Origin of the sequence: Sphingomonas sp. HITSZ_GF (assembly GCF_029543155.1) — a bacterium.
Lineage (GTDB): Bacteria > Pseudomonadota > Alphaproteobacteria > Sphingomonadales > Sphingomonadaceae > Sphingomonas.
The window spans coordinates 567,970-594,071 of record NZ_JARQXA010000001.1 but is presented as its reverse complement, the minus strand read 5'-3'; the positions used below and the strand labels follow the sequence as shown (position 1 = coordinate 594,071).

Sequence of the window (26,102 nt, the reverse complement as noted above, 5' to 3'; positions counted from 1 at the left end):
GAAACGGCAGGGCCATGCCCTGCCGTTTTACATCTATGAGAAGAATCCGACTCCTCGTTTCGCCCGCGTTAGTGTTATGGTTAACGCGATCGACTGGGAGGAGTGCAGGATGTTTCGGGCAGCCCTTACGGCCCTAGCTATCGCAGTGCTTTCGCCCCTCGCCGCCCATGCCGGCGACCGCGAAGACGGCAACCTCTCCCCCGATTTCGAAGGCCAGGTGGCCTATTTCGGCAATTATACCGGCAAGACCTCGGTCACCGCCGATCAGCGCCGCCGCGACCAGGGACCCTGCCCCTATCAGGACCAGCGCTGCTACCAGCAGGTCGTCGGCGGCGGCGTGAAGGTGGTGCTGAGCTTCGACGGCGAGCATGTCACCGGCTTCTATTACTCGGTCGGCGGGTTCGAAGGGCCGAACGGCTTGCGCGAAGGCACGCTGATCGGGCGGCGCACCCAGGTCGGCTGCGAGCTGTACGAGGCCGACGGCACGATGTGGCAGGCGACGACCTGCGGCAGCAAGGGCTTCCAGGGCCAGATCGTCTCGGTGCGCGGCATCCCCAAGCAATCCGAAGTGAGCTTCTCCACCGTCGGCATGTTCGTGCGCGACACCGGCTGGATCACCAAGCTGGGCGAGGAAGAGGCACGCCGAGACCGCCGGATCAACTGGCTGACCCAGAAGCTCGACGGCCCGGGCGCCCCCGAAAGCCGCTTCCGGGCGGCGATCGAGCTCGACGGCTATTCGCGCCACTTCCGCGGCATCGACATGGGCCGCGTCTCCGAGCCGGTCCAGACGGGCAAGCGCAAGAAGAACCGCGAATGGTATCTCGACAGCAGCTATACCCGGATGGACGGAAGCACCGGCAACATCCGCGGCGTGATCTACAACGACCGGCTGCGCTGCCTGTCCTGGGACGACGAGGCGTGCGGGCCGATCCATCCGCCGGCGGAATTCCCCAAGCCGCGGCTCGACGACGATGGCGGCTGGCTCTCGCGCAGCCCGGCGCCGATCGTACCGGGCAACGAGCCGCCCCGCCCGGCCCCGCGTCCGCGTGGGAATGGCGGCGGGAATGGGGATCGGTACTGAGTTTAGCTAGTTTAGATCGTCATCCCCGCGAAGGCGGGGATCCAGAGTCACGAAGGACGTCGCTCTGTCACCCTGGATCCCCGCCTTCGCGGGGACGACGATTATTTAAGCGCGGCAGCGCCAAGCACTTCGACGCAAGGCAGTTGCCTTCCTCCGCCACCTTCGCTAAGGGCGCCCCTTCGTTCGAGCAGAAGCGATTCCCGCCCGCGCGAAACCATGAATTTGGAACGACAGCCGGAGGGGCGTCACACGGGGTGGCGTCAGCGATCGGCCAACAGTGAGAAAGACGCATGGCTCTTTACGAGCACGTGTTCCTTGCGCGCCAGGATCTGGCACAGGCGCAGGTGGACGCTCTGGCGGAAGCCGCCACCAAGATCATCGAGGACAACAACGGCAAGGTCGTGAAGACCGAGACCTGGGGTCTTCGTTCGCTCGCCTATCGCATCGCCAAGAACCGCAAGGCGCACTACGTGATGCTCGAGATCGATGCCCCCGCGGGTGTCGTCGCCGAGCTCGAGCGCCAGACGCAGATCAACGAAGACGTGATCCGCTACATGACCGTCAAGGTCGATGAGCTGGAGCAGGGTCCGACCGTGATGATGCGCAAGGGTGACCGCGAGCGCCGTGGCCGTCGCGACCGCGACGAGGCCGGCAGCACCGGTTTCGGCGGCGAATAAGGAGATATAGACCATGGCACGCCCGTTTTTCCGTCGCCGCAAGAGCTGCCCCTTCTCCGCGAAGGACGCTCCCCGGATCGACTACAAGGACGTCCGTCTGCTGCAGGGCTTCGTCTCTGAGCGCGGCAAGATCGTCCCGTCGCGCATCACTTCGGTGAGCGCCAAGAAGCAGCGCGAGCTGGCCCAGGCCATCAAGCGCGCCCGCCACCTGGGCCTGCTGCCCTACATCGTTAAGTAAGGAGCGCACCCCATGGACGTTATTCTGCTTGAGCGCGTCGAGAAGCTCGGCGGCATCGGCGACGTGGTGAAGGTGAAGGACGGCTTCGCCCGTAACTTCCTCCTGCCGCGCAAGAAGGCGCTGCGCGCCAACGAAGCCAACAAGAAGGTCTTCGAGGCCAACCGTGCGCGCATCGAGGCCGACAACGCTTCGCGCCGCACCGACGCCGAAAAGGAAGCCGGCACGTTCAACGACGTGTCCGTCACCCTGATCCGTCAGGCTTCGAACACCGGTCAGCTCTATGGTTCGGTCGCGGTGCGTGACCTGGTCGAAGCGCTCGTCGCCGACGGCCACAAGGTCAACAAGGCGCAGATCGTGCTCGACAAGCCGATCAAGGCGATCGGCGTGTACGAAGTGCGCGTCGCGCTGCACCCGGAAGTCTCGGTGACCGTCAAGGTCAACGTTGCACGTTCGCCGGAAGAGGCTGACATGCAGGCGCAGGGCGTCGACGTGATGGCCGCGATGTTCGAGAAGGAAGAGACCGGCTTCGTCGAGGATTACGATCCCAACGCCGAGCCGGGCGCGACCGCCGAGGTCCGCGAGGAAGCTCCGGCCGCCGACGAAGGCGAGACCGCCGAGGGCTGATCGCAGCCACAAGGTAAAAAGAAGGGCCGCTCCGGGATACCGGGGCGGCCCTTTTTCCTTGGCGCGACCACCGAGGGATTCGAAATTCTCAGTATAGCTTCGCGCTATCCAAGTAACGCCATGGCGTTACGGGCACGAAACACAGGCACCGACCACCGCGACTAGCGGGATCAAAGCCAATACCACTGGCAGAACCTTGGTCATCTTCCCGAACCTTTTTCTGTCGCTCGGAAGGTAAAACGAGCCTGGCCGGGCAAGGTTGCAGCGCCCGTTAATCTTTTGTTCGGGAAGCGTTCACCTCGAACTGGTCTATAGGCGGGCGATGCTGCCGATCCTGCCCCTGATGCTGGCGCTGGGCGCCCCGGCCCAATCGGGCCTCGAGGCGGCGGTGCTGGCCGAGATCAACTTCGCCCGCACCCGGCCGCGTGCTTATGCCGAGCGGCTCCGCGACTATCGGAAATACTTCAAGGGGAAGATCGTCTGGTATCCGGGCAATCCGGACGGGCTGCGCACCAGCGAGGGCACGCGCGCGGTGGACGAGGCGATCCGATTCCTCGAGCGCCAGGCGCCGCTGCCGCCGATCGCGCCGGCCGCGCTGCTCGCCAGGGCGGCGCGCGACCATGTGCAGGACCAGGGACCGAGCGGCGCGACCGGGCATTACTCGCCAGACGGCGGCAATCCGCGCACGCGCGTGCAGCGGCGCGGCGGCGGCGACTATGTGGCGGAAGTGATCACCTATGGCCCGCCGAGCGGCGTGGAAGTGGTGCGCCAGCTGATCGTCGACGACGCCGTGCCCGGGCGCGGCCACCGCAAGACGCTGTTCGCGGCGGAGATGGTCTATGCCGGCGTCGCCTGCGGTCCGCACCGCGACTATCGGGTGATGTGCGTGGCGGATCTGGGGCGCAAGCCGGACGGGCGCCCCTAGGCGCATCTCGACCTAAGGTTAACTCCCGAATATCCGCTTGCCTTCTCAAGCGGTTAAGCCAGTATCGCTACCGGTGAGACATCACGGACGGGCGCGGGGCCCGACCGGCTCCGGGGGGAGCTCCAACAGTGATTGCCAAGGGCCGCCTAGTCGCCGCGCTGAGCGCGTGCGCCATGCTGCTGTCGAGCGCCGCCGCGCATGCAGGCGAACGCGCCACCGACATTTCGCGCCTGGAGCGCGACGTGCTCACCGAGATCAACTATGCGCGCCAGCATCCGCGCGAATATGCCGAGACCTTGCGCGACTATCGCCGCTATTTCGACGGCCGCGTGCTGTTCCTGCCGGGCGACCCCAATGGCGTGATCACCAATGAGGGCCTCGACGCAGTGGACGAGGCGATCGACTTCCTCGAGCGCCAGGATCCCCTGCCCGCGCTCAGCCGCGCCGAGCTGCTGATGCTGGCGGCGCAGGACCATGCCGACGATCAGGGCGCCTATGGCGGCTCGGGCCATGTCTCGCGCGACGGCCTCACGCCCGGCGACCGCGTGAAGCGGCGCGGTGGCGACATCTATGTCGGCGAGGGCATCTGGTACGGCAATGGCGATGCCGGCGCGGTGGTGCGCAGCCTGATCGTCGACGACGGGGTGCGCTCGCGCGGGCACCGGGCGCTGCTGTTCCAGGCGGACTTCCGCTTCGCCGGGGTCGGCTGCGGCGCGCATCGCCGCTTCGGCAATATCTGCGTCGTCGATTTCAGTGGCACCGCCGATGGCTCGCCGGTGGTGCCGGCCTGGGCCAAGGCGCGCGGCGGCCAGGTTTTCCGGATGCCGGCGACGACCAAGCGCTGAACCTGCCGAAATGCGCAATTGCCAGATGCTCACTTATCGGTGAGGATCGGCGGCGATGGGCTATCTCGTACTGTTCCTTGCCGGGGCGCTGCTCTGCAACGCCATCCCGCACCTTGCCGCGGGCCTGCGCGGCGAGTCCTTCCCCACCCCCTTCTCCCAGCCGCGCGGCGTGGGCCCGTCCTCGCCGCTGATGAACTTCTACTGGGGCACGGCGAACCTGCTGATCGGGATCGCGGCGCTGCTCAGCTATTCGCTCAAGGATCATGGCGTGTGGCCGGTGATCGCCGGCTGGCTGGTGGTCGGGACATATTGCGCGTGGCATTTCGGGAAGGTGCGGCGGTAGAAGAAGCTGGCTTCATCGCGTGTATATCCGGTCTCATCGCGAAAATCTCCGTCACGCGTGTTAGTGACATAAGTCACTCACGTCGAACTTCGGGGTCTGCATGCGCCACTTCCTCTTCGCGATGTCTCTCGCCGCCTCGCCTCCCGCAATGGCCCAGGCGACCGCGCCTCGCGCAACGGTGGAAGCCGTGGCCCATGCGATCGAGGAACACTATTTCGATCCTGCAGCCGCCGCCAAAATTGCGACGCGCCTGCGGGCCGATGCACGAGCCGGACGGTTCGACAAGCTTACGCCACCACAGCTCGCGGCCAGGCTGACCGCCGGCCTTGGCGCGATCGATCGGCATTTCGCGGTGCATTGGCGTCCCGATGCCGATGACGCAGGCTCCCGGCCAGGGGAGCCCTTCTACGGGCCCGAGGAACAGGAGCGTCGCGCGGGCTACGGCTTTCGTCGGGTCGAAATCCTTCCCGGCAATATCGCCTATATTGACCTGCGACTGTTCGCTGCCATCGACTTTGGCAATGCGAAATGGCCAGCGACCCTGGCCGCGGGCAACGCGCTTGGGCTGGTCAGCAAGGCGGATGCGCTGATCGTGGACCTGCGGCGGAACAATGGCGGCGACCCCGGCATGGTCGGTTATCTGGTGAGCGCGCTGATCGGGCCGGATCGGGACGTGTACAATGTCTTCCATGCGCGCGGGCAGACTCAGAGCGAGCGCCCGCCCCGCCCCTTCACCGGAGAGGCGCTGCAGATGCCGGTCTATATCCTCACCAGCCGACGGACCGGATCGGCCGCGGAGAGCTTTGCCTACACACTCCAGGCGGCGAAGCGCGCGATCGTGATCGGCCAGCCCAGCGCCGGCGGAGCCAATCCGGGCGACGCAGTAGCGCTCAAGGGCGGCTTCAGTGTGTTCATTTCCAACGCCACCCCAATCAATCCGATTACCAATGCAAACTGGGAAGGCGTTGGCGTTCAGCCGGACACGCAGGTCGAGGATGCCGATACGCTCGCCATCGCACAGCGCCGGGCATTGGAGGACGCCATGCCGCGACTTCCGGCAGCGGAGAAGATCGAAGCGGCGCGCGTGCTTGAAACCCTGCGCGCACCCAGCGGCCCCGCGCCGGACACCATTGCCGCCTTGGCGGGGCTTTATGGCACCTATCGTTTCATCGCCCGAGCAGGCACACTATATCTGATCGGCGCCACGGGCACCGAGACGCCGCTGGGCTGGTTAGGCGCGGATCGCTTCTATCCAGCCGGCGATCCGACGACTCGCTACACCTTTCTTCGCGGCACGAACGGCCGTGGCTCCGCACTGACAATCGAATGGATCGACGGCGACCGGCGCGAGGCCTCGCGATCGGACTGAAACGGGCTATTTCCTCCCGAACAGCTTCTCGATATCGCCATGCGCCAGCTTCACCCAGGTCGGGCGGCCATGGTTGCACTGGCCCGAGTGGGGCGTGACTTCCATCTCGCGGAGCAGCGCGTTCATCTCGGCGACCGAGAGCACCCTGCCCGCGCGGACCGAGCCGTGGCAGGCCATGGTCGCGGCGACATGGTCGAGCTTTTCCTTGAGGCTGAGCGCTTCGTCGAAGCTGGCAAGCTCGTCGGCGAGATCGGTGACGAGCGCGTGGACATCGCCCTTGCCGAGCGCGGCCGGAACGGCGCGGACCAGCACCGCGTGCGGGCCGAAGCGCTCGATATCGAGGCCGAATTCGGAAAGCTCGGCGGCGCGGGCCTCGAGCCGGTCGCAGCCGGGCTCGTCGAGCTCGACGACTTCGGGGACGAGCAGGCCCTGCGAGGCGACGCCGCCCTCCGACATCGCGCGGCGCATCCGCTCGAGGACGAGACGCTCGTGCGCGGCGTGCTGGTCGACCAGCACCAGCCCGTCCTCGGCCTCGGCCACGATATAGGTCTTGGCGACCTGGCCGCGGGCGACGCCGAGCGGGTGCTGGATGCTTTGCGGGACGGGCTGGATCGCCGGCTCGGCGCGGGCGAGCGGCGGCGGAGCCGAGAAGCTCGGACGGCGATCGGAGACATAGCCGTATCTAAGCCCCTCCCCTTCAGGGGAGGGGTTTGGGGTGGGGGAATTCTCGAAGAGGTTGGCGCCCGCGGCCAGGCCCCACCCCAACCCCTCCCCTGAAGGGGAGGGGCTTTCAGATTTCCACATCCCCAGCGCCGCCTCGCTCGGGCGCTGGACGCTGCGGTGGCCTGCCTCGTCGAGCGCGCGACGCAGGCCCGAGACGATCATGCCGCGGATCAGCGCGGGATCGCGGAAGCGCACCTCGGTCTTGGCAGGGTGGACGTTGACGTCGACCTGGTCGGCCGGAACGTCGAGGAACAGCGCGACCACCGGGTGACGATCGCGCGCCAGCATCTCGGCATAGGCGCCGCGCAAGGCACCGATCAGCAGGCGGTCCTTCACCGGGCGTCCGTTGACGAACAGATATTGGTGGTCGGCGACGCCGCGATTGAAGGTCGGCAGGCCGGCGACGCCGCCGAGCGTGATCCCTTCCCGCTCGAAATCGACCGCGACGCTGTTCTCGGCGAGCGCGCGATCGGTGAGGCCGGCGACGCGCTCGGGACCGGTCTCGTTGCCCTGGACGTAGAGCGCCTTGCGCCCGTCATGCTCGACCGAGAAGGCGATGTCGGGCCGGGCCATCGCCAGGCGTTTCATCACGTCGAGGCTGGCGGCATATTCGGCGCGCGGCGAACGCAGGAACTTGCGGCGCGCGGGCACGCGGCCGAACAGCTGCTCGACTCGCACGCGGGTGCCCGGCGGCAGCGCGGCGGGGCCTTCGGAAACCAGCGCGCCATTGTCGACGATTCGGCTCCACCCCTCCTGCCCGCGCACCCGGCTTTCGAGCGTCATCCGCGCGACGCTGGCGATCGAGGGCAAGGCCTCGCCGCGAAAGCCCAGGGTAGTGACCTGGTCGATCTCGTCATCGGGCAGCTTGGAGGTGGCGTGCCGCTCCAGCGCGAGCGCCATTTCGGGCGGCGACATGCCGCATCCGTCGTCGGTCACCTCGATCAGATCGGTGCCGCCGCCCGCCAGTTTCACGGCGATCCGGGTGGCTCCTGCGTCGATCGCGTTTTCGACCAGTTCTTTCAGCGCGCTGGCGGGGCGTTCGACCACTTCTCCCGCTGCAATTCGGTTGACAAGATGTTCGGGGAGACGGCGTATTGACATGGTCGTTGCTCTAGCCCAAGCGGCGGCATCCCGCGACCCCAACCGCATCGCACCAGGCCGGATTTTACAGTCCGTCCCGGAAGGGTTCCGGAGTAAGTTTTTGTACGCAAAGCCGGCGGCGGGCGCCCGCACGGCAGGACGGAAGATAAATGGCCTTTTCCCGCTTGTTCAATTTCATGTCCCACGACATGGCGATCGACCTCGGCACCGCGAATACCGTGGTGTATCTCCGCGGGCGCGGCGTCGTCCTCAACGAGCCGTCGGTGGTGGCGGTCGAGACGCTGAACGGCGTCAAGAAGGTCAAGGCCGTCGGCGACGACGCCAAGCTGATGATGGGCAAGACCCCCGGCAGCATCGAGGCGATCCGCCCGCTGCGCGACGGCGTGATCGCCGACATCGACATCGCCGAAGAGATGATCAAGCACTTCATCCGCAAGGTGCACGGCCAGCGGCGCTTCATGCGCTGGCCGCAGATCGTGATCTGCGTGCCCTCCGGTTCTACTTCTGTTGAAAGGCGCGCGATCCGCGACGCCGCGTCGAACGCCGGCGCCTCGCAGGTGTGGCTGATCGAGGAGCCGATGGCGGCCGCGATCGGCGCCGACATGCCGGTGACCGAGCCGATCGGCTCGATGGTCGTCGATATCGGCGGCGGCACCACCGAAGTCGCGGTGCTCTCGCTGCGCGGCCTCGCCTACTCCACCTCGGTCCGCGTCGGCGGCGACAAGATGGATGAGTCGATCGTCTCGTACGTGCGCCGCAACCACAATTTGCTGATCGGCGAAGCCACCGCCGAGCGCATCAAGCAGGAAGTCGGCGTCGCCAAGCCGCCGGCGGACGGCATCGGCCAGACGATCCACATCAAGGGTCGCGACCTGGTCAACGGCGTGCCCAAGGAAATCCAGATCAACCAGGGCCAGATCGCCGAGGCGCTCTCGGAACCGGTCGGCACGATCGTCGAGGGCGTGCGCATCGCGCTCGAGAACACCGCGCCGGAACTGGCCGCCGACATCGTCGACCAGGGCATCGTGCTCACCGGCGGCGGCGCGCTGCTGCAGGGCATTGACGAAGTGCTGCGTGACGAAACCGGCCTGCCGGTCACGATTGCCGAGGATCCGCTGACCTGCGTTGCTCTCGGCACCGGCCGCGCGCTCGAGGATCCGGTGTTCCGCGGCGTGCTGATCTCGGTCTAATCGGAGCAAAGGGGCATGGCGCCGCCACGCAACCGGCGCCCGGGCTTTTCACGGCGGGCGCAATACGGGCTGTTCCTCGGTTACGTGGGCGTGGTCGGCGGCATGCTGATCGCGGCTGGCCTCTTGCTGCTCTCGATCTTCAACCCGCCGGCCTTTGGCGCGGTGCGCGGCTTCTTTTCGGAGATCACCACGCCCGTCGCCAGCGGGCTCACCTGGGTGCGCACCAGCGTCGCCGGGGTGCCCGGGGGCGTTTCCAGCTACTGGAACGTGCGCGGCGAGAATGCCCGGCTGAAGAAGCAGATCGCGGATAACGAGCTGCTGGTGGAGCGTGCGCGCACGCTGAACCAGGAGAACCGGCACCTGCGCGACATGCTGAAGCTGCGCGACGTCTCCACCGATGCGATCGTTGTAGCGCGGCTGGTGGCGAGCTCGATGACCAGCACGCGCCGCTATGCCACGCTCAACGCCGGCAACTGGCAGGGCGTGAAGGCCGGCCAGCCGGTGCGCCAGCCCGACGGGCTGATCGGCCAGGTGGTGGAGACCAGCCCCAACACCGCACGCGTGCTGCTGATCGTCGATTCGGAGAGCATCGTGCCGGTGCGCCGCACGCGCGACGGCCTGCCCGCGATCGCCACGGGGCGCGGCGACGGACTGCTCGACATCCGGTCGGCCAGCGTGGCGACGATGATCTTCCAGCCCGGCGACACCTTCGTCACTTCGGGCACCGGCGGCATCTTCCCGCCGAACATCCCCGTGGCGCGCGTCATCCGCACCTCGCGCGACATCGCGGTTGGCCAGCCTTCGGCCAATCCCGACGCGCTCGACTTCGCGCTGGTGCAGGCGACCTTCCTGCCCGAGCCGACGCCCACGCCGACCCCTACCCCTTCGCCCAGCAGCAAGCCCAAGGCCGAGAAGAAGTAGGTGGCGACCGACTTCATCCCGCTCGGGCGCCGCGAGAAGATGCCGCGCAGCCTGTGGCTGGCGCCGGTATCGGTGATGCTCGGCTCGATGATGACGCTGCTGCCCATCGTCGCCACCGTCCCCTTCCTGCCGCCCTTCGGGCTGATGCTGCTGCTCGCCTGGCGGCTGGTGCGCGGCGATGCGATGAAGGTGTGGATGCCGGTGCCGCTCGGCTTCTTCGACGACATGCTGAGCGGGCAGCCGCTGGGCAGCGCGATGCTGCTCTGGTCGGCGACGATCCTGATGATCGACATTCTCGACACGCGGCTGGTGTGGCGCGATTTCTGGCAGGACTGGCTGATCGCCAGCGGCGCCATCGCCTTCGTGCTGGCGGCCGGGCGGCTGATCGCCTCGCCCTTTATCGCGCATGTCGACACCGCGCTGCTGATCCAGATCTGCGTCTCCGCCGCGCTGTTTCCCGTTATCGCGCGCTTCTGTGCCTGGCTCGATCGGGGTAAGAAGCAGCGATAATGGTACGGATCACCGACGCAGCGCAGGCCTATAGTTTCTCCCGCCGCGCGCTGGTGCTGGGCGGGTTGCAGGGTGCCGCAGCGCTGGTGCTGGCCGGCCGCATGACCTGGCTCGCCGTGTTCGAGAACGAACGCTACCGGCTGACCGCCGAGAGCAACCGCGTGCGCCTGACACTCACCCCGCCGCGGCGCGGCTGGATCGTCGACCGCGCCGGAATCCCGATCGCCAACAACCGCACCGCCTTCCGCGTCGACATGATCCCCGACCGGATGGAGGACAAGGAGAAGACGCTGGGCATGCTCCAGCAGATCCTTGGCCTGAACGAGGAGGAGATGGCGCGGATCCGCACCGATCTGAAGCGCGCATCGGGCTTCCAGCCGGTCCAGGTTTCCGACAGCCTGACCTGGGAGCAGTTCGCCGCGGTGAGCGTGCGCGTGCCCGAAATGCCGGGCGTGCAGCCGACACGCGGCTTCTCGCGCAACTATCCGCTGGCCGCCGGCGTCGCGCATCTGGTCGGCTATGTCGGCACGGCATCGGCGGAGCAGTACAAGAAGGAAAAGGACCCGCTGCTCGTCGCCCCCGGCTTCAAGCTGGGCAAGGACGGGCTGGAGAAGACGCTGGAGGACCGGCTGCGCGGCACGCCGGGCGCCAAGCGCGTCGAGGTCACTGCGCATGGCCGGCTGGTCAAGGAGCTTGCCACGCGGCCCGATCAGCCCGGCGAGACGGTGAAGCTCACCATCGACGCGCTGCTTCAGGAATATGTCGCGCGGCGCCTCGGCACCAATTCGGGTTCGGCGACGGTGATCGACTGCACCAATGGCGACATCCTCGCCATGGTCTCGATGCCGGCATACGACCCCAACAGCTTTTCTGACGGCATCAGCCGCAACGAATGGAAGATGCTGAGCGAGGACGATCACGTCCCGCTGATGAACAAGGCGCTGCAGGGCCTGTATCCGCCGGGATCGACCGTGAAGCCGATGAACGGCCTTGCGCTGATGCATGCCGGCATCGATCCCAACGCGCGCGTGGTCTGCTCGGGCGCGATGCGCGTCGGCAATGGCGTGTTCCACTGCCACAAGCGCGGCGGCCATGGCCCGCTCGACCTGAAGCATGCGATCATGCAGAGCTGCGACATCTATTTCTACGAGATGGTGCGGCGCGTGGGCTATGACGCGGTGGCGCCGATGGCGCGCGCGCTGGGCCTGGGCCAGCGCTTCGACCTGCCCTTCACCACCCAGCGCTTCGGCACGGTGCCGGACAGCGCCTGGAAGCTGAAGCGCTACAAGCAGCAATGGACCGTCGCCGATTCGCTCAACGCGTCGATCGGCCAGGGCTATGTGCTCGCCAATCCGCTGCAACTGGCGGTGATGGCGAGCCGGCTCGCTTCGGGCCGCCAGCTCGTCCCACGGCTGATCGCCGATGCCCCGCATCAGGAGGCCCCGCCCCTCGCCGCCACGCCCGAACAGCTGGCGATCATCCGCGACGCGATGTTCGGCGTGATCAATTCGGGCGGCACCGGCGGCGCCGCGCGCATGCAGGTCCCCGGCATCACCCTGGCCGGCAAGACCGGCACCGCGCAGGTGCGCCGTATCACCATGGCGGAGCGCCGCTCGGGCGTGCTCAAGAACGCCTCGCTGCCGTTCAAGCTGCGCGACCACGCGCTGCTCGTCTGCTTCGCGCCGGCCGACAATCCCAAATATGCCGCGGGCATCGTGCTCGAGCATAATGGCCATACCGTGCGCAACCTCGACACGCCGATGATCGGCCGCGACATCATGACCTTCCTGTTCGATCGCAAGGCGGCAATGGAATCGCTGCACCGCGAGGAGCCGACCTGGGGCGGCGACTATCGCACCCGGATGGCCGAGCAGGCCAAGGCCTTCGAAGTGGCACAGAGCGCACCGCCGCCCGAGACTCCCGAGGACGCGGTGGAGGCCGCCAGCACGGTCGCTTCCGAAGCGGCCAATGCGACGACGAGCAATACGGTGGACAGCAGCGCGGCCGAGCGCGGTAGTGTGGAGCAGGATTGATGGCGACGCTTCACACCTCGAGCCTTGGCCCCTCCGGCATCGTTCCCGGGCCGCTGGCGCAGCTTCCCTGGCGGATCATCGGCCTGGTGGTGGCGATCGGCATGTTCGGGCTGGTGGTGCTCTATTCAGCGGCGGGCGGCAGCATCACGCCCTGGGCGTTCAACCAGGGGCTGCGCTTCTTCGTGTTCCTGGCGATGGCGATCGGCATGTCGCGCGTGCCCGAGAGCTTCTGGGCGCTGGGCGCCTTCCCGATGTACATCGTCGTGGTGCTGATGCTGGTGGGCGTGGAGCTGCTCGGCGCAGTCGCCGGCGGCAGCCAGCGATGGCTCGACCTGGGCTTCATTCGATTGCAGCCCTCCGAGCTGATGAAGCCGGTGATCATCATGGCGATGGCGCGCTTCTACGAGATCCTGCCCGCCGGCGAGATCCGCAAGTTCGGCGCGCTATGGCCGGGCTGCGTGCTGATCGGCATCCCGGCCGCGCTGGTGATGCTCCAGCCCGATCTGGGCACCGCGCTGGCGATCAGCTTCGGCGGCGTGACCGTGATGTTCCTCGCCGGGCTGCCGCTCCGCCTGTTCCTGGGCGGCGCGCTGGCGGTGGCAGTAGCCGCGCCGCTGGCGGTGAACTTCGTGCTGCACGACTATCAGCGCAACCGCGTGCTGATCTTCCTCGATCCCGAAAGCGACCCGCTGGGCACCGGCTATCACATCAGCCAGTCCAAGATCGCGATCGGATCGGGCGGCGTGTTCGGCAAGGGCTTCCTGCAGGGCACGCAGAGCCATCTCGACTATCTGCCCGAAGGCCATACCGACTTCGCGCTGGCGACGATGATGGAGGAATGGGGTCTGATGGGCGGCTTCTTCCTGATCATCGGCTTCAGCATCCTGATCCGCTGGGCGATCGGCGTGAGCATGCGCGCGCAGAGCCGTTTCGCCCGGCTGACCGCCTCCGGCCTCGCCGCGACGATCTTCTTCTACTGCGCGATCAACATGGCGATGGTGATGGGCCTGGCGCCGGTGGTGGGGGTGCCGCTGCCGCTGATCAGCTTCGGCGGCACCGCGGTGATGACCTTCATGATCTGCTTCGGAATCCTGCTTTCGATCGACCGCCAGAGCCGCCGCGTGCAGCGCTGGTGATTTTTTCGAAATAGGGGGTTTACAAGCCGCGAACCGCGCCGCTAAAGGCCCACCTCCACTGCGGAGGCGCACGCACCAAGGGCGCCGAAACACACCGGAATGGACGCATAGCTCAGTTGGTAGAGCAGCTGACTCTTAATCAGCGGGTCCTTGGTTCGAGCCCAAGTGCGTCCACCACCTTTTCAATGACTTAGCGCCCATCGTGAGCAGCAGTCATACCCCAAGGTAGCATTTTAGGTAGCGGACGTCATGCGACGCCGTGAGATCTTTTTGCGGCGGGATGGTGCGCTTCCGGCCCTGCTCCAGCACCTTGTGCATGACATCCGCTCCTCGTCCGGGGGCAGACTCGAGTTCCCGCTCTGTCGGAACATCAGCGCGAACACACGTCACCTAGCAACCATGACTGCCGCAGCGTACTCTTGCCGCGGGGAGATGGACGCCATGGCGCTTACCGATGTCCTGCGGGAGAATAGTGACAATCTGGCGCTGGTGATCGGTAACGGCATCCATCGTTACGGCCCGCGACGGGTGAACTCATGGGACGACCTACTACTCAATCTCGCGCATCGGCACGGTGTTGAGCTCGACAAGATGCCAGTCGGGGCATCAGCGACCGAGATATTCGACGTCATCGAGTTGCATGCGCGCGGTCGGAGCGGGGAGCTTGCGAAGGAGTTCTGCGAGCTGATGCGCGACTGGCGGCCGCTTGAACACCACCGGCAGATCATAGACTGGTCCATCCGGCACGCCACGCCAGTCCTCACCACGAATTTCGATGAGGTCCTGAGCGAAGCCGCAGGCGCCCAACTGATGCGGCCGAAGGTCGAGGGCTTCACTGACTGGTATCCGTGGGATAGTCGGTACGCGCTCGAGCTGTTCAAGAACCCCTGCGATGGGTTTGGGATTTGGCACGTCAATGGAATGGCCAATTACGCGCGCAGCATCCGTCTCGGGCTGACCCACTACATGGGTTCAGTCCAACGCACCCGCAGCTGGCTGCATCGGGGGGAGGAGCGGCTATTCGAGGCGAAGGACCGCGAACGCTGGGCAGGGCGGAGCACCTGGGTGCACCTCGTTTTCAACAAGCCGCTTCTGATCTTCGGCCTCGGACTTCGCGAGAATGAGGTCTTCCTGCGCTGGCTGCTAATCGAAAGAGCCCGCTACTTCGCCAAGTTCCCGGACCGACGAAAACCGGCTTGGTATGCCTACACCCACAATCCCGACGACATCACACAGAAGGGTCGGCACTTCTTCCTAGAGAACATCGGTATCCGGTGCGTCGAAGCGAGTAGCTACGACGCGATCTACGCCAACCGCGGATGGCAAGCATGACCCGCGATCGTGTCGCCTTTGGGTTCAGCCGAAGGCCAGGGCATTGAAGCATCCACTGATCGTCTATCTCGACACTCAGGACCTGTCGCGCTTCGGCGACGTCCTGCGTGGCAAGGGAGATGCCCAACACGAAAGGCTGTTCAACGATCTCGAGGCCCGAAAGCTGGCTGGCGATGTGGTATTCCCTGTGACCATGCCGCTCATGAGCGAGCTATTGCAGTACGATGCGGCCCATCGCCAAACGACAGTCAGGAAGGCGGAGGCTGTCGAACGCCTCTGCGGCCTATATGCAATGCCTTCCACGACGAGGCTGGCCGCTATCGAGATGGCGCGCAGAGCCCATCAATCTGGCCTCATACCCAACTCTCCACACGTTGAGATGCTTTCCGATGACCGTCTGTGGTTCCCGTCCCTGACGGACACGTTGCACGATCTTCGGGCGAGTATGCATGCCGCAGCGCGGCATTCGCTGGCTACGAGCCTTAAGGATCTGACGATGCGCCACCGCGCCGAGCAGATACTGGAGACTGTCGACTGGGGTGTCGAGGTGGAGGGCTTAGCGCCGAAGATCGCGGAGGAGGTCGGCCTCCCAACCGAGGCGGTGCTGGCCTCGGTAGTGCCTTTCCTGCGAGGCGAGATATCATCAGCGGAGGCTAGCCGGCGCATGCTCTCCGGAATTTCGAAGCCGTCCGTGTTCGTGGACATGTATTTCGAACGCTGGGGCCCAATGGGGACACTGCCCAACTGGATTAACGCTGCCAGCACAATGGTGTCTCGCTACCTCAGCGCCGTGCGGGACAATGTCGGCCCATTGCGGAGCGCTAAGGACAGAAAACAGGCAACACTGCTGGTGTCTCGCCTGAAGCCGGCCTTCCGAGCGATCAGCTTCGAGCTCGCCCGGTTGTCCGCCGCTGAGTTTGAACTCAGCGATGAGATCATCGACTCGATCGCGGCGGATGTTGATGCAGCCCTGCCGCTCCCGTCGGCAGAGATCGCAGCAGCAGCGCTCGAGGCATATACGCTCCAGATCGTGGGCGTCACGACCGGTGGCTCGACAATCGAGGGTAGCATCGGTGGTGACGTCCTCCACGCCTTCTACCTGCCGTACGTCGACCTATGGAGAGGCGACCGACGGTTCAGCGCCATGCTCCAGAGAGCGCTCCCTCAATACAGGGACCGAATCTGTGGATCGCTGGCTGAGCTACCCAGGGCAATCGAGGCGAAGCTGGTTTCAAGCCCGGCCAAGTGAATTGCTGTGCCAGCTCGCCCCTTCCCTCGCGCTTAGGACCACGCCATCGAGATATTCATCGTCGAATGATCCACGCCGATATGGCGCTCGTTGGCGCTCGGCATGGCGCGCAATATACTGGTCAAATGGCAAGCACGCATATCGATCTCAACCGGGAATTCAGCGTCGCGTCGGCGAATGACGAGCGGGCGCATCCGCGGTTATTCGGGTTCGAACGGGGGTCCCTTGTCTGGGCTGATTTACTCGAAAAACCGCGTGCAGTCGTCCTTGCGGAAGCGGGCAGTGGCAAGTCCGAGGAGTTCGACCATCGGCGCGCGGTACTGTCCGATGCCGGCCAATTCGCGTTCGGTGCCAGTGTCAGCAACGTCGCGCGGCTGGGGCTAGCTGCTTCGCTGACGCCCGCCGATCGCACTAGGTTCGACGCGTGGAAGGCGAGCGACGAGGCGCTGTGCTGGCTGTTCATCGACTCCGTCGACGAGGCCAAGGACCAAGGCCACCATTTCGAAGACGCGGCGCGCCAACTCGCCGAAGCGATTGCAGGTCGCGAGGAGCGCGTCCGGCTGATCATTTCGAGCCGCTTTACCGATTGGGATGCAACCGCCGATCGCCTGACCGTCGATAAATGGTTGCGGATGCCGCCGCCGCCCCCTGAACCTGTCCCGGCGCTCGCGGATGAAGTGAAGGCGACGCTGCGCAATCAAGCAAAAGCGGAGAAGCCGGCATCGACGGACCCGATCACCGTTCTGCGCATGGCCGGACTCGATGCGAGCCGCGTCAAACGGTTCGCCGAAGCTTCAGGCATCGCCGACGTCGAGAAACTACTCCATGCAATCGAGCATAACGATTTGTGGCGGTTCGCCGCGCGACCGCTCGACCTGACCTGGATGGTGGATTTCTGGCGCGATCATCGCCGCCTCGGCACTTTGCGCGAAATGATCGAAGCGAGCCTCGCTGCGCGTATGATCGATCCCGATACGAGACGGCGCCGCAATGATTCACTCAACCGAATCCGGAGCGGCGAGGCGCTCGACCGGATTGGCGCAGGATTCATCTTCTGCGGACGGGACTCATTGCGCGTGCCGACCTCGGGGATAGATCTCACGCCGCCCGAAAATTCCATCCCGATCGAGGATCTGTTGCCCGAGTGGTCCGATGGCGATCGCCTCGCCCTTTTAGGTCGTCCCGTTTTCGACCCGGCGACTTTGGGCCGCGCCCAACTCCACAACGATAATGAGGGCACGCTCAGGAGCTATCTGGCGGCGCGCTGGCTCAATCGGCTGCTCGAACGGGGTTGCCCGGTCTCGGTCGTGATCGATCTGCTATTCGCCGATCTCTACGGTTATCGCCTGTTGCGGCCACAAATGGAGGACGTCTCGGCGTGGCTCGCAAACCTCAACCCGACGATTGCCGACGAGTTGATCGCCCGCGCGCCTCTCGCGCTTTTGCGCAACGGCGATCCAGGATCGTTGCCAATCCCCACCCGCATCAAGGCCTTCACGATCATACTCGATCGGGTTGCGGCCATCGACAAGGAGAAATTGTGGTTCATGGACCGCAACCTGCGCCGGTTCGCCGACCCTGCCCTCGATGCTGAAATTGCGAGTTGGTGGAAGCAAGCCGGTGACGATACCGAAGCGCAGCATCTGGTCCTTAGACTCGCCTCGTTCGGCAGATATCCGGCTGGTGTCGTGCTGGCACGAACCGTCGCATTCGACCACAATGGCGACGAGATCACGCAATTGCTCGCCGCCCGCCTGATCATCGAACTAGGCAACGATACCGACAAGAATCGCCTGGCGCAGCACGTCATCGCTCATGCTGGCGACCTTCGCCGGTCGATGGTGCTCGAAGCGCTTGCCGGGCTGACGCCGAGATTCTTTTCGATGGACCAGTTCTTCGCGTTGATCGACGCGATCGGGATCCGGGATGAGAGCGGGTATAAGTCGATCCTACCAATCGACGAGGGGTTATTGGCCGGGCTTACCACCCGCGACGATCTCTGGGTGTTCGTCGCCCAGGTCGTCGCGCGATCGGGTGAGATGAAGGGGCGTGGTGAGCAGGATGCCGATATGGCTTTCCGCGAGGCGTTTGCGAAACTGGCAGCAAATGCCGCCATCCGGCTGCTGGGATTTTATCCCAATGAAATCCCGAACATGGTCACCGACCTTGCCTTGCTGCTTCATGAAGCGCGGCGCCTGAGCGATGCCGATGTTTTGCTCGGCGCCTTGGACCGGGAATTCGGGACATCGTTCGGGCGGCGGCGCACATCCTATTGGCGGGCGGTCGCCCTGGCCCGCGCGCACCCGTGGCACCGCGCATCCGACGATGTGAACCTCTTTCATCTGACTCATCACGGCTGGCCGGTCATGGTCGACGAGAGCGACCTAGCTTGGCTGCTCGACGATGCCGTTCATCGCCCCGAGCCGATCGACCGACGTAACGCGCTGTCGACCGCCTCGCAGATCTGGCGGAATGACGGCGCGACGCCTGCAATGTTTGACAGGATCAAGGCGGCGGTGGCCTCGGACCCCATCCTTTCCGCGCAGGTCGATACATGGCTGACCCCGCCCCCCGAGGACCCGGCGCTCGCGAAACTCATGGCCGAGATGAAGAGCAGCGAGGCGAAAAGTCGAAGGCGGGAGAATACGCGTGACAATAGCTGGATCGAGTTGATCGCCAACCTCAAGGCCGACCCGTCGATACTCGATCGATTGAATCCGACAACCGAAGAAACGGTCGATTCGCGGCTCTTCCACATGTGGCAGTTCCTCACTTGGCGCGACGCCAACCGGTCGCGGTACGCGATCGATGGACTGGAGATGGTCGAACCCATTTTCGGCCCTGAGCTGACGGCCAAATTCGGCGCCGCGTTGATTGCGTTCGCCTATGAGCGCTCTAGAGTGGATCGCACCGCGCCGAAGGAAGGCGAAGCCCGCGAGACGAATTTCGATCTGATGGCCCTCGGCGGTATGTCGCTGGCGGCTGCAACCACCCCGAACTGGGCGGCAACTCTGTCTCTCGATCAGGCGCGTGAAGCCGCGCGGTTGGCCGCAATGGAACTCAATGGCTTCCCCGCCTTTCTGCTCGACCTGGCCAGCGCGAAGACCGAGATCGTGCGTCAGATGCTGCTGCGGCGTGTCCTGTCGCAACTCGCGGCCGACAAGCCCGATGCGCACGGCATGCTCGATCGCCTCGAATATGCCGATCCTGCGCTATCGCTACTCATCGCCGACGACCTCGCGACGTATGTCGCCGATCATCCGACGATCTCGATGGCGATGCTGGAGAAGATCGTCTCGGTGCTGATACGCGCTCTGCCCAGCGATACGACGGAGCTTGCTACATTGTCGCAGGCACGCGCCGAAGCGGCCACCGATCCGGTTATCGCCGCCTATTACCTCTTGTTGCTGTTCGCCGCCGTCGGCGACGACGCGGTGGACGCACTGCGCGCCAAGATGACCCAGTTCGATCCCGCTGATCAGACGACCTTGTGTTCGGGGCTGTTGCCGCGCGTGGTCGGCGGCCGGTTCAGTCGCGGGGCGGTCGTCGAGCAGGAGTTCTCTGTCGCGCGGCTTGAGGAAATGCTGATCCTCGCCTTCGAGGGCATTAGGGTGGACGAGGATATCAAACATCCCGATGGCGAGGCTTATTCGATCGGCGCGCGGGACGAGGCCGAGGGAGCACGCAATGCGATCTTTACCCGGATCACCGCGACTCCAGGCGAGGCGACCCAAGCCGTTTTTCGTCGGTTGATGGTGATCCCGAACTTTTCGATTCAACCGGACTGGCTCCAGATACAGTCGATGCGGCGCGCCGAGAACGATGCGGCACTGGAGCCTTGGTTCCCTGGCGACGTAATCGTGATGGAGCGGACCATGGATCGCGCGCCGGTCACGACCGCCGACCTCCAACTGCTCGCAAGGCGGAGGTTCGAAGACCTTGTGCACGATCTCTTCCATCACAAGTTCCAGCAAGGCGACACGCTGCAGGCGATGGCCGACGAGGATGCCGTGCAGCGCTGGTTGGCGACCCAACTGGAAGCCCGGCAAAAGGAATCCTACACAGTGCAGCGCGAAACCGAAGTGCCCGACAGCAAGGCGCCCGACATCATGCTGACCAGCAGGCATAGCGGGGTTGATTTACCGATTGAGATCAAAGTCGTCGACGGAATGACCGTCGCCGACATCGAAGCCGCGCTCGAAACACAATTATGCGGCCAGTATCTGCGCCACCGCACGGCCCGACATGGTATCCTGCTGCTCGTCCACCAGAAGCCGCGCCGGGGTTGGACTATGGTTTCGGGCGAGCCGCTTGTCCCATTTTCCACCGTCGTGTCGCATCTGGAGGCCAAGGCTCAAGCGCTCCGCGAAGCTTCGGCGACGGGGCCGCAGCCAATCGTTGTCGCGATCGACGTCTCGGCGATCCTACCGCTGAAAGCCAAGCGCGCCGCGGCCCGCGCGCGGACAGCAGCAAAGAAAGCCGCCTGAAGATGTTACGCGCTTATGTCGACGACTCCATCTCCAGCGTGGGCGAGCGGCGGCTCGTCCTCGCGACCTTGATCCAGACCGACGCGACCTGGTCCGCCTTTGAGTTGGACTGGCGACACGCGCTCGCCGCGCCCCCTGCGATCGCCTATCTGAAGATGGCTGAAGCGCAGAACCGCCGCGACCAGTTCAAAGGATTTTCGGAGAAGGAACGCAACCGGAAGCTACACGCGCTTGCCGACGTTGTCGCGCGGCATGCGCTTTGGGGTTTTCACGCCTCGGTCAGCACCCGCGACTATCGCGAGTTGGTCGAGCCCGTTGCGCCTTATCCAATGCGCACGCCGTATTTCTTGTTGTTCTACGCGATCGTGTTCGGGGTCGCACGGATGCATGAAGCGCTAGCGGTTGATGAGCCGTGCGACTTCGTATTCGACAATTATTCGGGGCTCGACAAGAAGACGCTGCCGATGCTCAACGACATGATCGCGACCTCGGGCGGGAGTTGGGGCGACCGGATAAGTGGCAGCGTGAAGTTTGCCGACGACAAGGACGAGGTCGCGATACAGGCGGCTGACATGCTCGCTTGGCTTATCCGGCGTCAGGGCGATGGCCCGCTTCCGCCCGGCTATGATGGCCTGTTGGACAAGCTCGTTGTTTATGGTGTCAACCGATTCATCGAGGTCGACCGTGCGACCCTCGAACGCGATGCTGCCGGTTTGGCTGCGATCCCGGGCGTGGACTGGATCGACAAGCAAGGTTGGCGCGAGATGATCCCGATCTGGGAGGGCGGTCATGCTAAAGCGCTCAACGATGCCGTGACTGCAGCTGGTCTGTATCCTCCGAAAGACTGGAAGCCGGCCGATCGCCCACCGTCTTGCTGACTCGTCGCCGAGCGCCAGCATGGAACGAGTTGCAAGATTCTTTGGTCGATTGCGACGGCAGTTTTCAGGATCGATGTAGCGGGCCCGGAATGACCGAGATTAGGCGCGAAGCCGCCGCTAGTCTCGTTTGGCTGGCGGGTGCCGCGGTTCGCGGACGACAATCTGCTCCCAGCGTTCTGGATCGGCCTTTGCCATCATCTGCTGTCCGGCCTGCCACATATCGGCACCCAGCATGCGCGCGGCGATCCTCTCGGGTACTGCCCAACTGACTGGCAGCGATCGCGCGACAGCGCCGGGCAGGATCGCAAACGTCACCATGCCAGCGACGGCAAAGGCGACACGGTTGTGCAGCAACTCGCGGTTCTGCTCAGCAGCAGATCGCGCGCCTGCAAGCGCCGTGCTGAGATTGCCGGCGACCCCGTTCATGTTGGCGGCCGCACTCCGCAACATCTCCCGGTCGCGTTCCCGGCTTGCGGCCGCCGCCGCCGTGATCTCCCGCGCCATGGCTTCGGGCGTAAGCTTCAGCGCCGGCCGCTCTGATAGCCGCTGCATCGAGGCGCAGACATCCTCCAACCGCTTGGCGATCGCCTCAAGGCTGGGCGCATAATCGGGCTGCGATGTTCGCTCGTCGGTCAGCCTTTCGACGGCCCGACGCAGCAGGCTGATCTCTGCACGCAGCTCGCCAAACGCATGGGCGGCAAGGCTGGTATCGACTTCGCGGGTGGTGTTCTGATCCATTCGCGAAGGTCTATCGCTCAAGCCCGCGGCCACGCGAGAGGCCGAGCCATTCCTGCACGTTGTGGGATATCGAAGCGCCTTCCCTGGCCTTCATCCCGAGTTCCGGCAGCCGCTTTTTGACCAGCGACTCGGCCTGGGCATCGCGTTCGAGGCTTTTGCTCCAGGCGCCCATCTGCTGGCCGATGGCACGGGTGCCCGCCTCGTCACCGGCGTGGCGGAACGCGCGATGCGCCTTAGCCAGCTTCTGCCAATCCTCGACAAACCGGTCGGCGCGCTTCTCAGGATTGGCGCGCAACTCTGCTTCCAGCGCCATCGCGCGAAGCGCGGCGTTGGTGCGCCCCCGCGCAGCTTCGCTGATCATGCCGGGATCGCGGGCAAAGGCGGCGCGCAAATCGCGCGACGCTTCCGGCCGCGCCGTGTCCAGCGCCTCGCGCGCCTTGTCATAGGCGATCCGCTGATGCGGCAATTCGGCATAGCCGTCGTTGCGCATCCGCAGGACGTCGGCGGCCGCTCGGGCAAAGCGCTGCACCGCGGTTTCCAAGCCGATCGATAGGGGCGCACGCGTCGGCTTAGGAGTCGCAAGCGGCACGCCATCGAACATGCTGCGCGTCGGCGGTGGCGACATGGGCCGCAGGCCCAGGCCCGCGAACGGATCGCGCGCGGGGGCGGGCTTCCCTTTCACCATCACCGGCTCTGGCAACTGGATCTGCCGTCGGTCGGCGAAGTCGAGCGTGTAATCCGAGGCCATGTCCTTGGCCCGGTCGCGCGACAATGCACTGACCAACTGGGAGGGTTCAGCGAAGTCGCCGCGACCGTAATGCAGATCCACGGTCTCGCGATGCCGCGACAACGCGACATAGGCGGCATGCCGATCGAGACCTGGCGTTGCGAGCACATGGGCACGATCGACCGTCACGCCCTGCGCCTTGTGGATCGTGGCAGCATAGCCGTGATCGACATGCCCATAATCCTTGAGGTCGAACGCGACCATGCGACCATCATCGAGCGTGACAGCCATGCGCGCAGCGGTCACGCTTTGGACGATGCCGAGCGAGCCGTTCTTCACGCCCATGCTGCGCTCGTTCTTGAGGAACATGATCCGGTCCCCCGAGGCAAAGGTCCGCGCCCCGCGCTCGGCGCGCAGCGAGACATCCTCGCCGAGCTGATCAGCGATACGCAGCCGCTCGCGCGCGGCCTGGTTGAGCGCCTGCACCTCGTCATTGGTGTGGGTGAGGATGATGCGGGTCGCAGCCGGCATCGCCTGACGATCGCGATCCCAGCGCTCGATCAGTTCGGTACGCGCCTGCTCGCGGGTTCCAGCGGCATGGACGCGATCATGCTCGGTGTAGGCCTGCAGCGCTTCGCCAGTCCGACCGGTGGCAAGCTGCCGCGTAGCGTCGCGCTGCCAGTCTTCACGCTGGCGGCGAATGTCGGTGATCTCAATGCCGCCATGGCGCTCGGCAATCGAGCGGAAGGCCGCACCCGCCTCGATCGCCTGAAGCTGTTCGGGGTCGCCGACCAGCACGACCTTGGCGCCGCGCTTCTCGGCTTCGGCAATCACGCGCTCCATCTGCCGCGAGCCGATCATCCCGGCTTCGTCGATCACCAGCACATGATCGCGGGTCAGCAACTCCCGATCCTGCGACCATTGATGTTCGATGCTGGCGATGGTGCGCGATGCGATACCCGAACCGCTTTCCAGATTCTCCGCCGCGATGCCGGATAGCGCCAGGCCCTGCACCTGATAGCCGGCACGCTCCCAAGCTTCGCGCGCGACGCCAAGCATCGCGGATTTACCAGTGCCGGCATAGCCGACGACGACGCCGATCCCCTCGGCGCTGGTGACATGCTCGAATGCGGAACGCTGCTCGCTCGACAGCACCAGGCCACGCTTCGCGGCAGCGGCGAGCGCATGTTCGCGATGCGGCCTGGCGACAGCGTGCCGCCGGCTCGCCTCCAGCCGAACGGTCGCGCGCTCCAGCCGCTGTTCGGTCTCGACCATTGCCCGGCTGGTGAAGCGGTCCTCGCCGCGACCGTCCTTGCCGAGTGCGACCAGATCGGCCGAGCCGCGCACGGCCGCCATCACATGATCGAACTGCTCCTTCCCCTCGCTATGCCGGTGCACGAACATGGCGAGGTCGCGTGTGGTGAAGGTCGCCTGGTTGTGGGTGATCGCGTCGAGCGCGATACGTGGGTCCGCGATGATCTTTGCGCCGTTCGCGCGCGCAATCTCGCGATGCTCGTCGACGCGTTCAAGTTCGAGCCCCTGCGCCGCCATGCGCGATGCCGCCGGACCGATCTTGTTTTGCGGCTCTAGGTCGATGCCCTGCGCCTCAAGGCTGCGATGATCGACATGCGCATCAATATCGAGTTCGGCGAGCCGCGTGTTGACGTGCTCGGCCCAGCGCTCGCGCCATTTCTCCAGAAGATCGGTACGATTCCAGTCGCGGTTCTTCTTGCCGAACCCGTCCGCATCAACGTCGCGCAGGGCCAACATCACGTGCGCATGCGGCTTGGCCTCGCCATCGGCACCGACATCCCAATGCACATTGAGATCGGCGACCATGCCGGAGTCGACAAACTCGCGCCGAACAAAGTCGCGCGCGAGCGCAATCCCCCTTTCTGGGGATAGCTCACGCGGAATTGCAAACTCGATCTCCCGCGCAAGCTGCGCGTCCTTGCGCAGTTCGACGGCTTCGACCTCATTCCACAGGGTTTCGCGGTCGCGCAGACGCTCGGGTGCGCCCTCGGGCAGCATCACTTCGGAATGGACGACGCCGGCCTTATTCGAGAAATCATGATGGCGATCGAGACGCTGGTCATGGAGCCGTGACGCGGAGCGATAGGCGGCGGCCGCCAGCGCCGAGGACCCGTTGGCGCGGGAAATGATCTTCGCGGAGAAATGGTAGATCGCCATGGCGACCACACCAACTACACCTAACAAGCGACGTCGGCACGACGTATAAGCGCGCCCTCGAAAGAATTCATCTTTCTCGGGACTGCGTAATCCCATGATATTTCAGGGCGTTGTCGCTGATCGAAGACAGCGATAACTGGTCGATCCTCATCGTGCAAATGAGGATAGAGCGATGCGCAAACCCCGCGATTACGATGCCGAACTGAAGGCGCTCACCGACAAGGCCAGGCAACTGCGCGAGCAGAAGCTGCGCCAGCTTGGCGAGCTGGTCGTGGCCAGCGGCGCTGACGCGCTGCCGGTCGAACAGCTTGCCGGTGTGCTGCTGCATGCCGTCGAGATAAAGGACGCTGCGACAAAGGAGGGTTGGCGCAAGCGCGGCGCGGCCTTCTTTCAACGTGCACCGGCAACTAGCGGCAGCACTGGCGAGCAACCGCGCGGCGCTGCGGCGGCTGGTAGCGGCGCGGCATCGCCGTCAGGCCCGGATCGCGCGGAATGATGCGCGAGCCTGGGTCGTGAAGCGTCGCGAGCGGACCCGACAGCTGATTGAACTGGGCGGGCTGGTCGCCAAGGCTGGGCTCATCGAATTGACCGAGGACGATCGGGCCATAATCTTTGGGCTGCTGGTCAGCGCTGCGGCTACCTTGCAGAGCGGCGAGCGCGATCAAGCAATCACGCTGTGGCGACGGCGAGGTAAACGAGCTTTTGAAGAAACGGATGGCTAATGATGGTCGCCGGTCACAAGCGACTGCAATTGGGGAGCCATCGTTCGCCAGCTCGGTGTCGAC

22 protein-coding genes and 1 tRNA gene are annotated in these 26,102 nt (G+C 65.1%); 20 read left to right on the top strand and 3 right to left on the bottom strand.

Annotated features, from left to right (window positions below):
• Positions 1-145: 145 nt before the first annotated feature.
• The 8 genes from P6144_RS02915 (at position 146) to P6144_RS02880 (ending at position 6,102) form a co-directional block, all read left to right on the top strand.
• Positions 146-1,081, top strand: a complete 936-nt coding sequence (locus P6144_RS02915) for a hypothetical protein (protein ID WP_277766217.1) — start codon at positions 146-148, stop codon at positions 1,079-1,081.
• A 290-nt stretch (positions 1,082-1,371) separates the two neighbouring features.
• Entirely contained in the window at positions 1,372-1,758 is a 387-nt protein-coding gene (rpsF, locus tag P6144_RS02910; RefSeq protein ID WP_277766216.1) for a 30S ribosomal protein S6, read from the top strand.
• Between the two features lie 13 nt (positions 1,759-1,771).
• The gene (gene rpsR / locus P6144_RS02905) at positions 1,772-1,996 is read left to right on the top strand and encodes a 30S ribosomal protein S18 (RefSeq protein ID WP_010543816.1); all 225 of its coding nucleotides are present in this window, start codon (positions 1,772-1,774) and stop codon (positions 1,994-1,996) included.
• 12 nt (positions 1,997-2,008) lie between these two features.
• Complete coding sequence (rplI, locus tag P6144_RS02900; protein WP_277766215.1) at positions 2,009-2,620, top strand: 50S ribosomal protein L9; 612 nt, start codon at positions 2,009-2,011, stop codon at positions 2,618-2,620.
• A 322-nt stretch (positions 2,621-2,942) separates the two neighbouring features.
• On the top strand, positions 2,943-3,545 hold the full coding sequence (locus P6144_RS02895) for a CAP domain-containing protein (RefSeq protein WP_277766214.1): 603 nt from the start codon (positions 2,943-2,945) through the stop codon (positions 3,543-3,545).
• A 128-nt stretch (positions 3,546-3,673) separates the two neighbouring features.
• Complete coding sequence (locus tag P6144_RS02890) at positions 3,674-4,390, top strand: CAP domain-containing protein (RefSeq protein WP_277766213.1); 717 nt, start codon at positions 3,674-3,676, stop codon at positions 4,388-4,390.
• A gap of 55 nt (positions 4,391-4,445) precedes the next feature.
• Positions 4,446-4,733, top strand: coding sequence for a hypothetical protein (locus tag P6144_RS02885; protein WP_277766212.1), 288 nt, complete (start codon positions 4,446-4,448; stop codon positions 4,731-4,733).
• Between the two features lie 100 nt (positions 4,734-4,833).
• Positions 4,834-6,102 (top strand): S41 family peptidase, encoded by a 1,269-nt coding sequence (locus tag P6144_RS02880; protein ID WP_277766211.1) that lies wholly within the window; start codon positions 4,834-4,836, stop codon positions 6,100-6,102.
• A 6-nt stretch (positions 6,103-6,108) separates the two neighbouring features.
• On the opposite strand, the gene mutL is transcribed toward P6144_RS02880, so the two are convergent.
• Positions 6,109-7,926: a DNA mismatch repair endonuclease MutL gene (mutL, locus tag P6144_RS02875; protein WP_277766210.1), complete on the bottom strand. Its 1,818-nt coding sequence runs from the start codon at positions 7,924-7,926 to the stop codon at positions 6,109-6,111.
• Positions 7,927-8,075: 149 nt separating this feature from the next.
• Between mutL and P6144_RS02870 the strand changes: the two genes are divergently transcribed.
• From P6144_RS02870 to P6144_RS02825, 10 genes are all read left to right on the top strand, one after another.
• Positions 8,076-9,116, top strand: a complete 1,041-nt coding sequence (locus tag P6144_RS02870; RefSeq protein WP_277766209.1) for a rod shape-determining protein — start codon at positions 8,076-8,078, stop codon at positions 9,114-9,116.
• 15 nt (positions 9,117-9,131) lie between these two features.
• On the top strand, positions 9,132-10,037 hold the full coding sequence (gene mreC, locus P6144_RS02865; protein ID WP_277766208.1) for a rod shape-determining protein MreC: 906 nt from the start codon (positions 9,132-9,134) through the stop codon (positions 10,035-10,037).
• Positions 10,038-10,547, top strand: coding sequence for a rod shape-determining protein MreD (gene mreD / locus P6144_RS02860; protein ID WP_277766207.1), 510 nt, complete (start codon positions 10,038-10,040; stop codon positions 10,545-10,547). It abuts the gene before it with no gap.
• Positions 10,547-12,580, top strand: coding sequence for a penicillin-binding protein 2 (gene mrdA, locus P6144_RS02855; protein ID WP_277766206.1), 2,034 nt, complete (start codon positions 10,547-10,549; stop codon positions 12,578-12,580). The genes mreD and mrdA overlap by 1 nt, the downstream gene beginning before the upstream one ends.
• Complete coding sequence (gene rodA / locus P6144_RS02850) at positions 12,580-13,716, top strand: rod shape-determining protein RodA (protein ID WP_277766205.1); 1,137 nt, start codon at positions 12,580-12,582, stop codon at positions 13,714-13,716. The genes mrdA and rodA overlap by 1 nt, the downstream gene beginning before the upstream one ends.
• Positions 13,717-13,817: 101 nt before the next feature.
• Positions 13,818-13,893: transfer RNA gene (locus P6144_RS02845), tRNA-Lys, on the top strand.
• Between the two features lie 255 nt (positions 13,894-14,148).
• Complete coding sequence (locus P6144_RS02840; RefSeq protein ID WP_277766204.1) at positions 14,149-15,048, top strand: hypothetical protein; 900 nt, start codon at positions 14,149-14,151, stop codon at positions 15,046-15,048.
• A gap of 43 nt (positions 15,049-15,091) precedes the next feature.
• Positions 15,092-16,297 (top strand): hypothetical protein, encoded by a 1,206-nt coding sequence (locus tag P6144_RS02835; protein ID WP_277766203.1) that lies wholly within the window; start codon positions 15,092-15,094, stop codon positions 16,295-16,297.
• Between the two features lie 125 nt (positions 16,298-16,422).
• On the top strand, positions 16,423-20,784 hold the full coding sequence (locus tag P6144_RS02830; RefSeq protein WP_277766202.1) for a hypothetical protein: 4,362 nt from the start codon (positions 16,423-16,425) through the stop codon (positions 20,782-20,784).
• 2 nt (positions 20,785-20,786) lie between these two features.
• On the top strand, positions 20,787-21,662 hold the full coding sequence (locus tag P6144_RS02825; RefSeq protein WP_277766201.1) for a DUF3800 domain-containing protein: 876 nt from the start codon (positions 20,787-20,789) through the stop codon (positions 21,660-21,662).
• 117 nt (positions 21,663-21,779) lie between these two features.
• On the opposite strand, the gene P6144_RS02820 is transcribed toward P6144_RS02825, so the two are convergent.
• Positions 21,780-22,400: a DUF6118 family protein gene (locus P6144_RS02820; protein WP_277766200.1), complete on the bottom strand. Its 621-nt coding sequence runs from the start codon at positions 22,398-22,400 to the stop codon at positions 21,780-21,782.
• Positions 22,401-22,410: 10 nt separating this feature from the next.
• Positions 22,411-25,317: a Ti-type conjugative transfer relaxase TraA gene (gene traA / locus P6144_RS02815; protein WP_277766199.1), complete on the bottom strand. Its 2,907-nt coding sequence runs from the start codon at positions 25,315-25,317 to the stop codon at positions 22,411-22,413.
• 172 nt (positions 25,318-25,489) lie between these two features.
• On the opposite strand from traA, the gene P6144_RS02810 reads away from it, so the two are divergent.
• Entirely contained in the window at positions 25,490-25,813 is a 324-nt protein-coding gene (locus P6144_RS02810; RefSeq protein WP_277766198.1) for a conjugal transfer protein TraD, read from the top strand.
• Between the two features lie 16 nt (positions 25,814-25,829).
• The gene (locus tag P6144_RS02805; protein WP_277766197.1) at positions 25,830-26,039 is read left to right on the top strand and encodes a conjugal transfer protein TraD; all 210 of its coding nucleotides are present in this window, start codon (positions 25,830-25,832) and stop codon (positions 26,037-26,039) included.
• Positions 26,040-26,102: the final 63 nt, after the last annotated feature.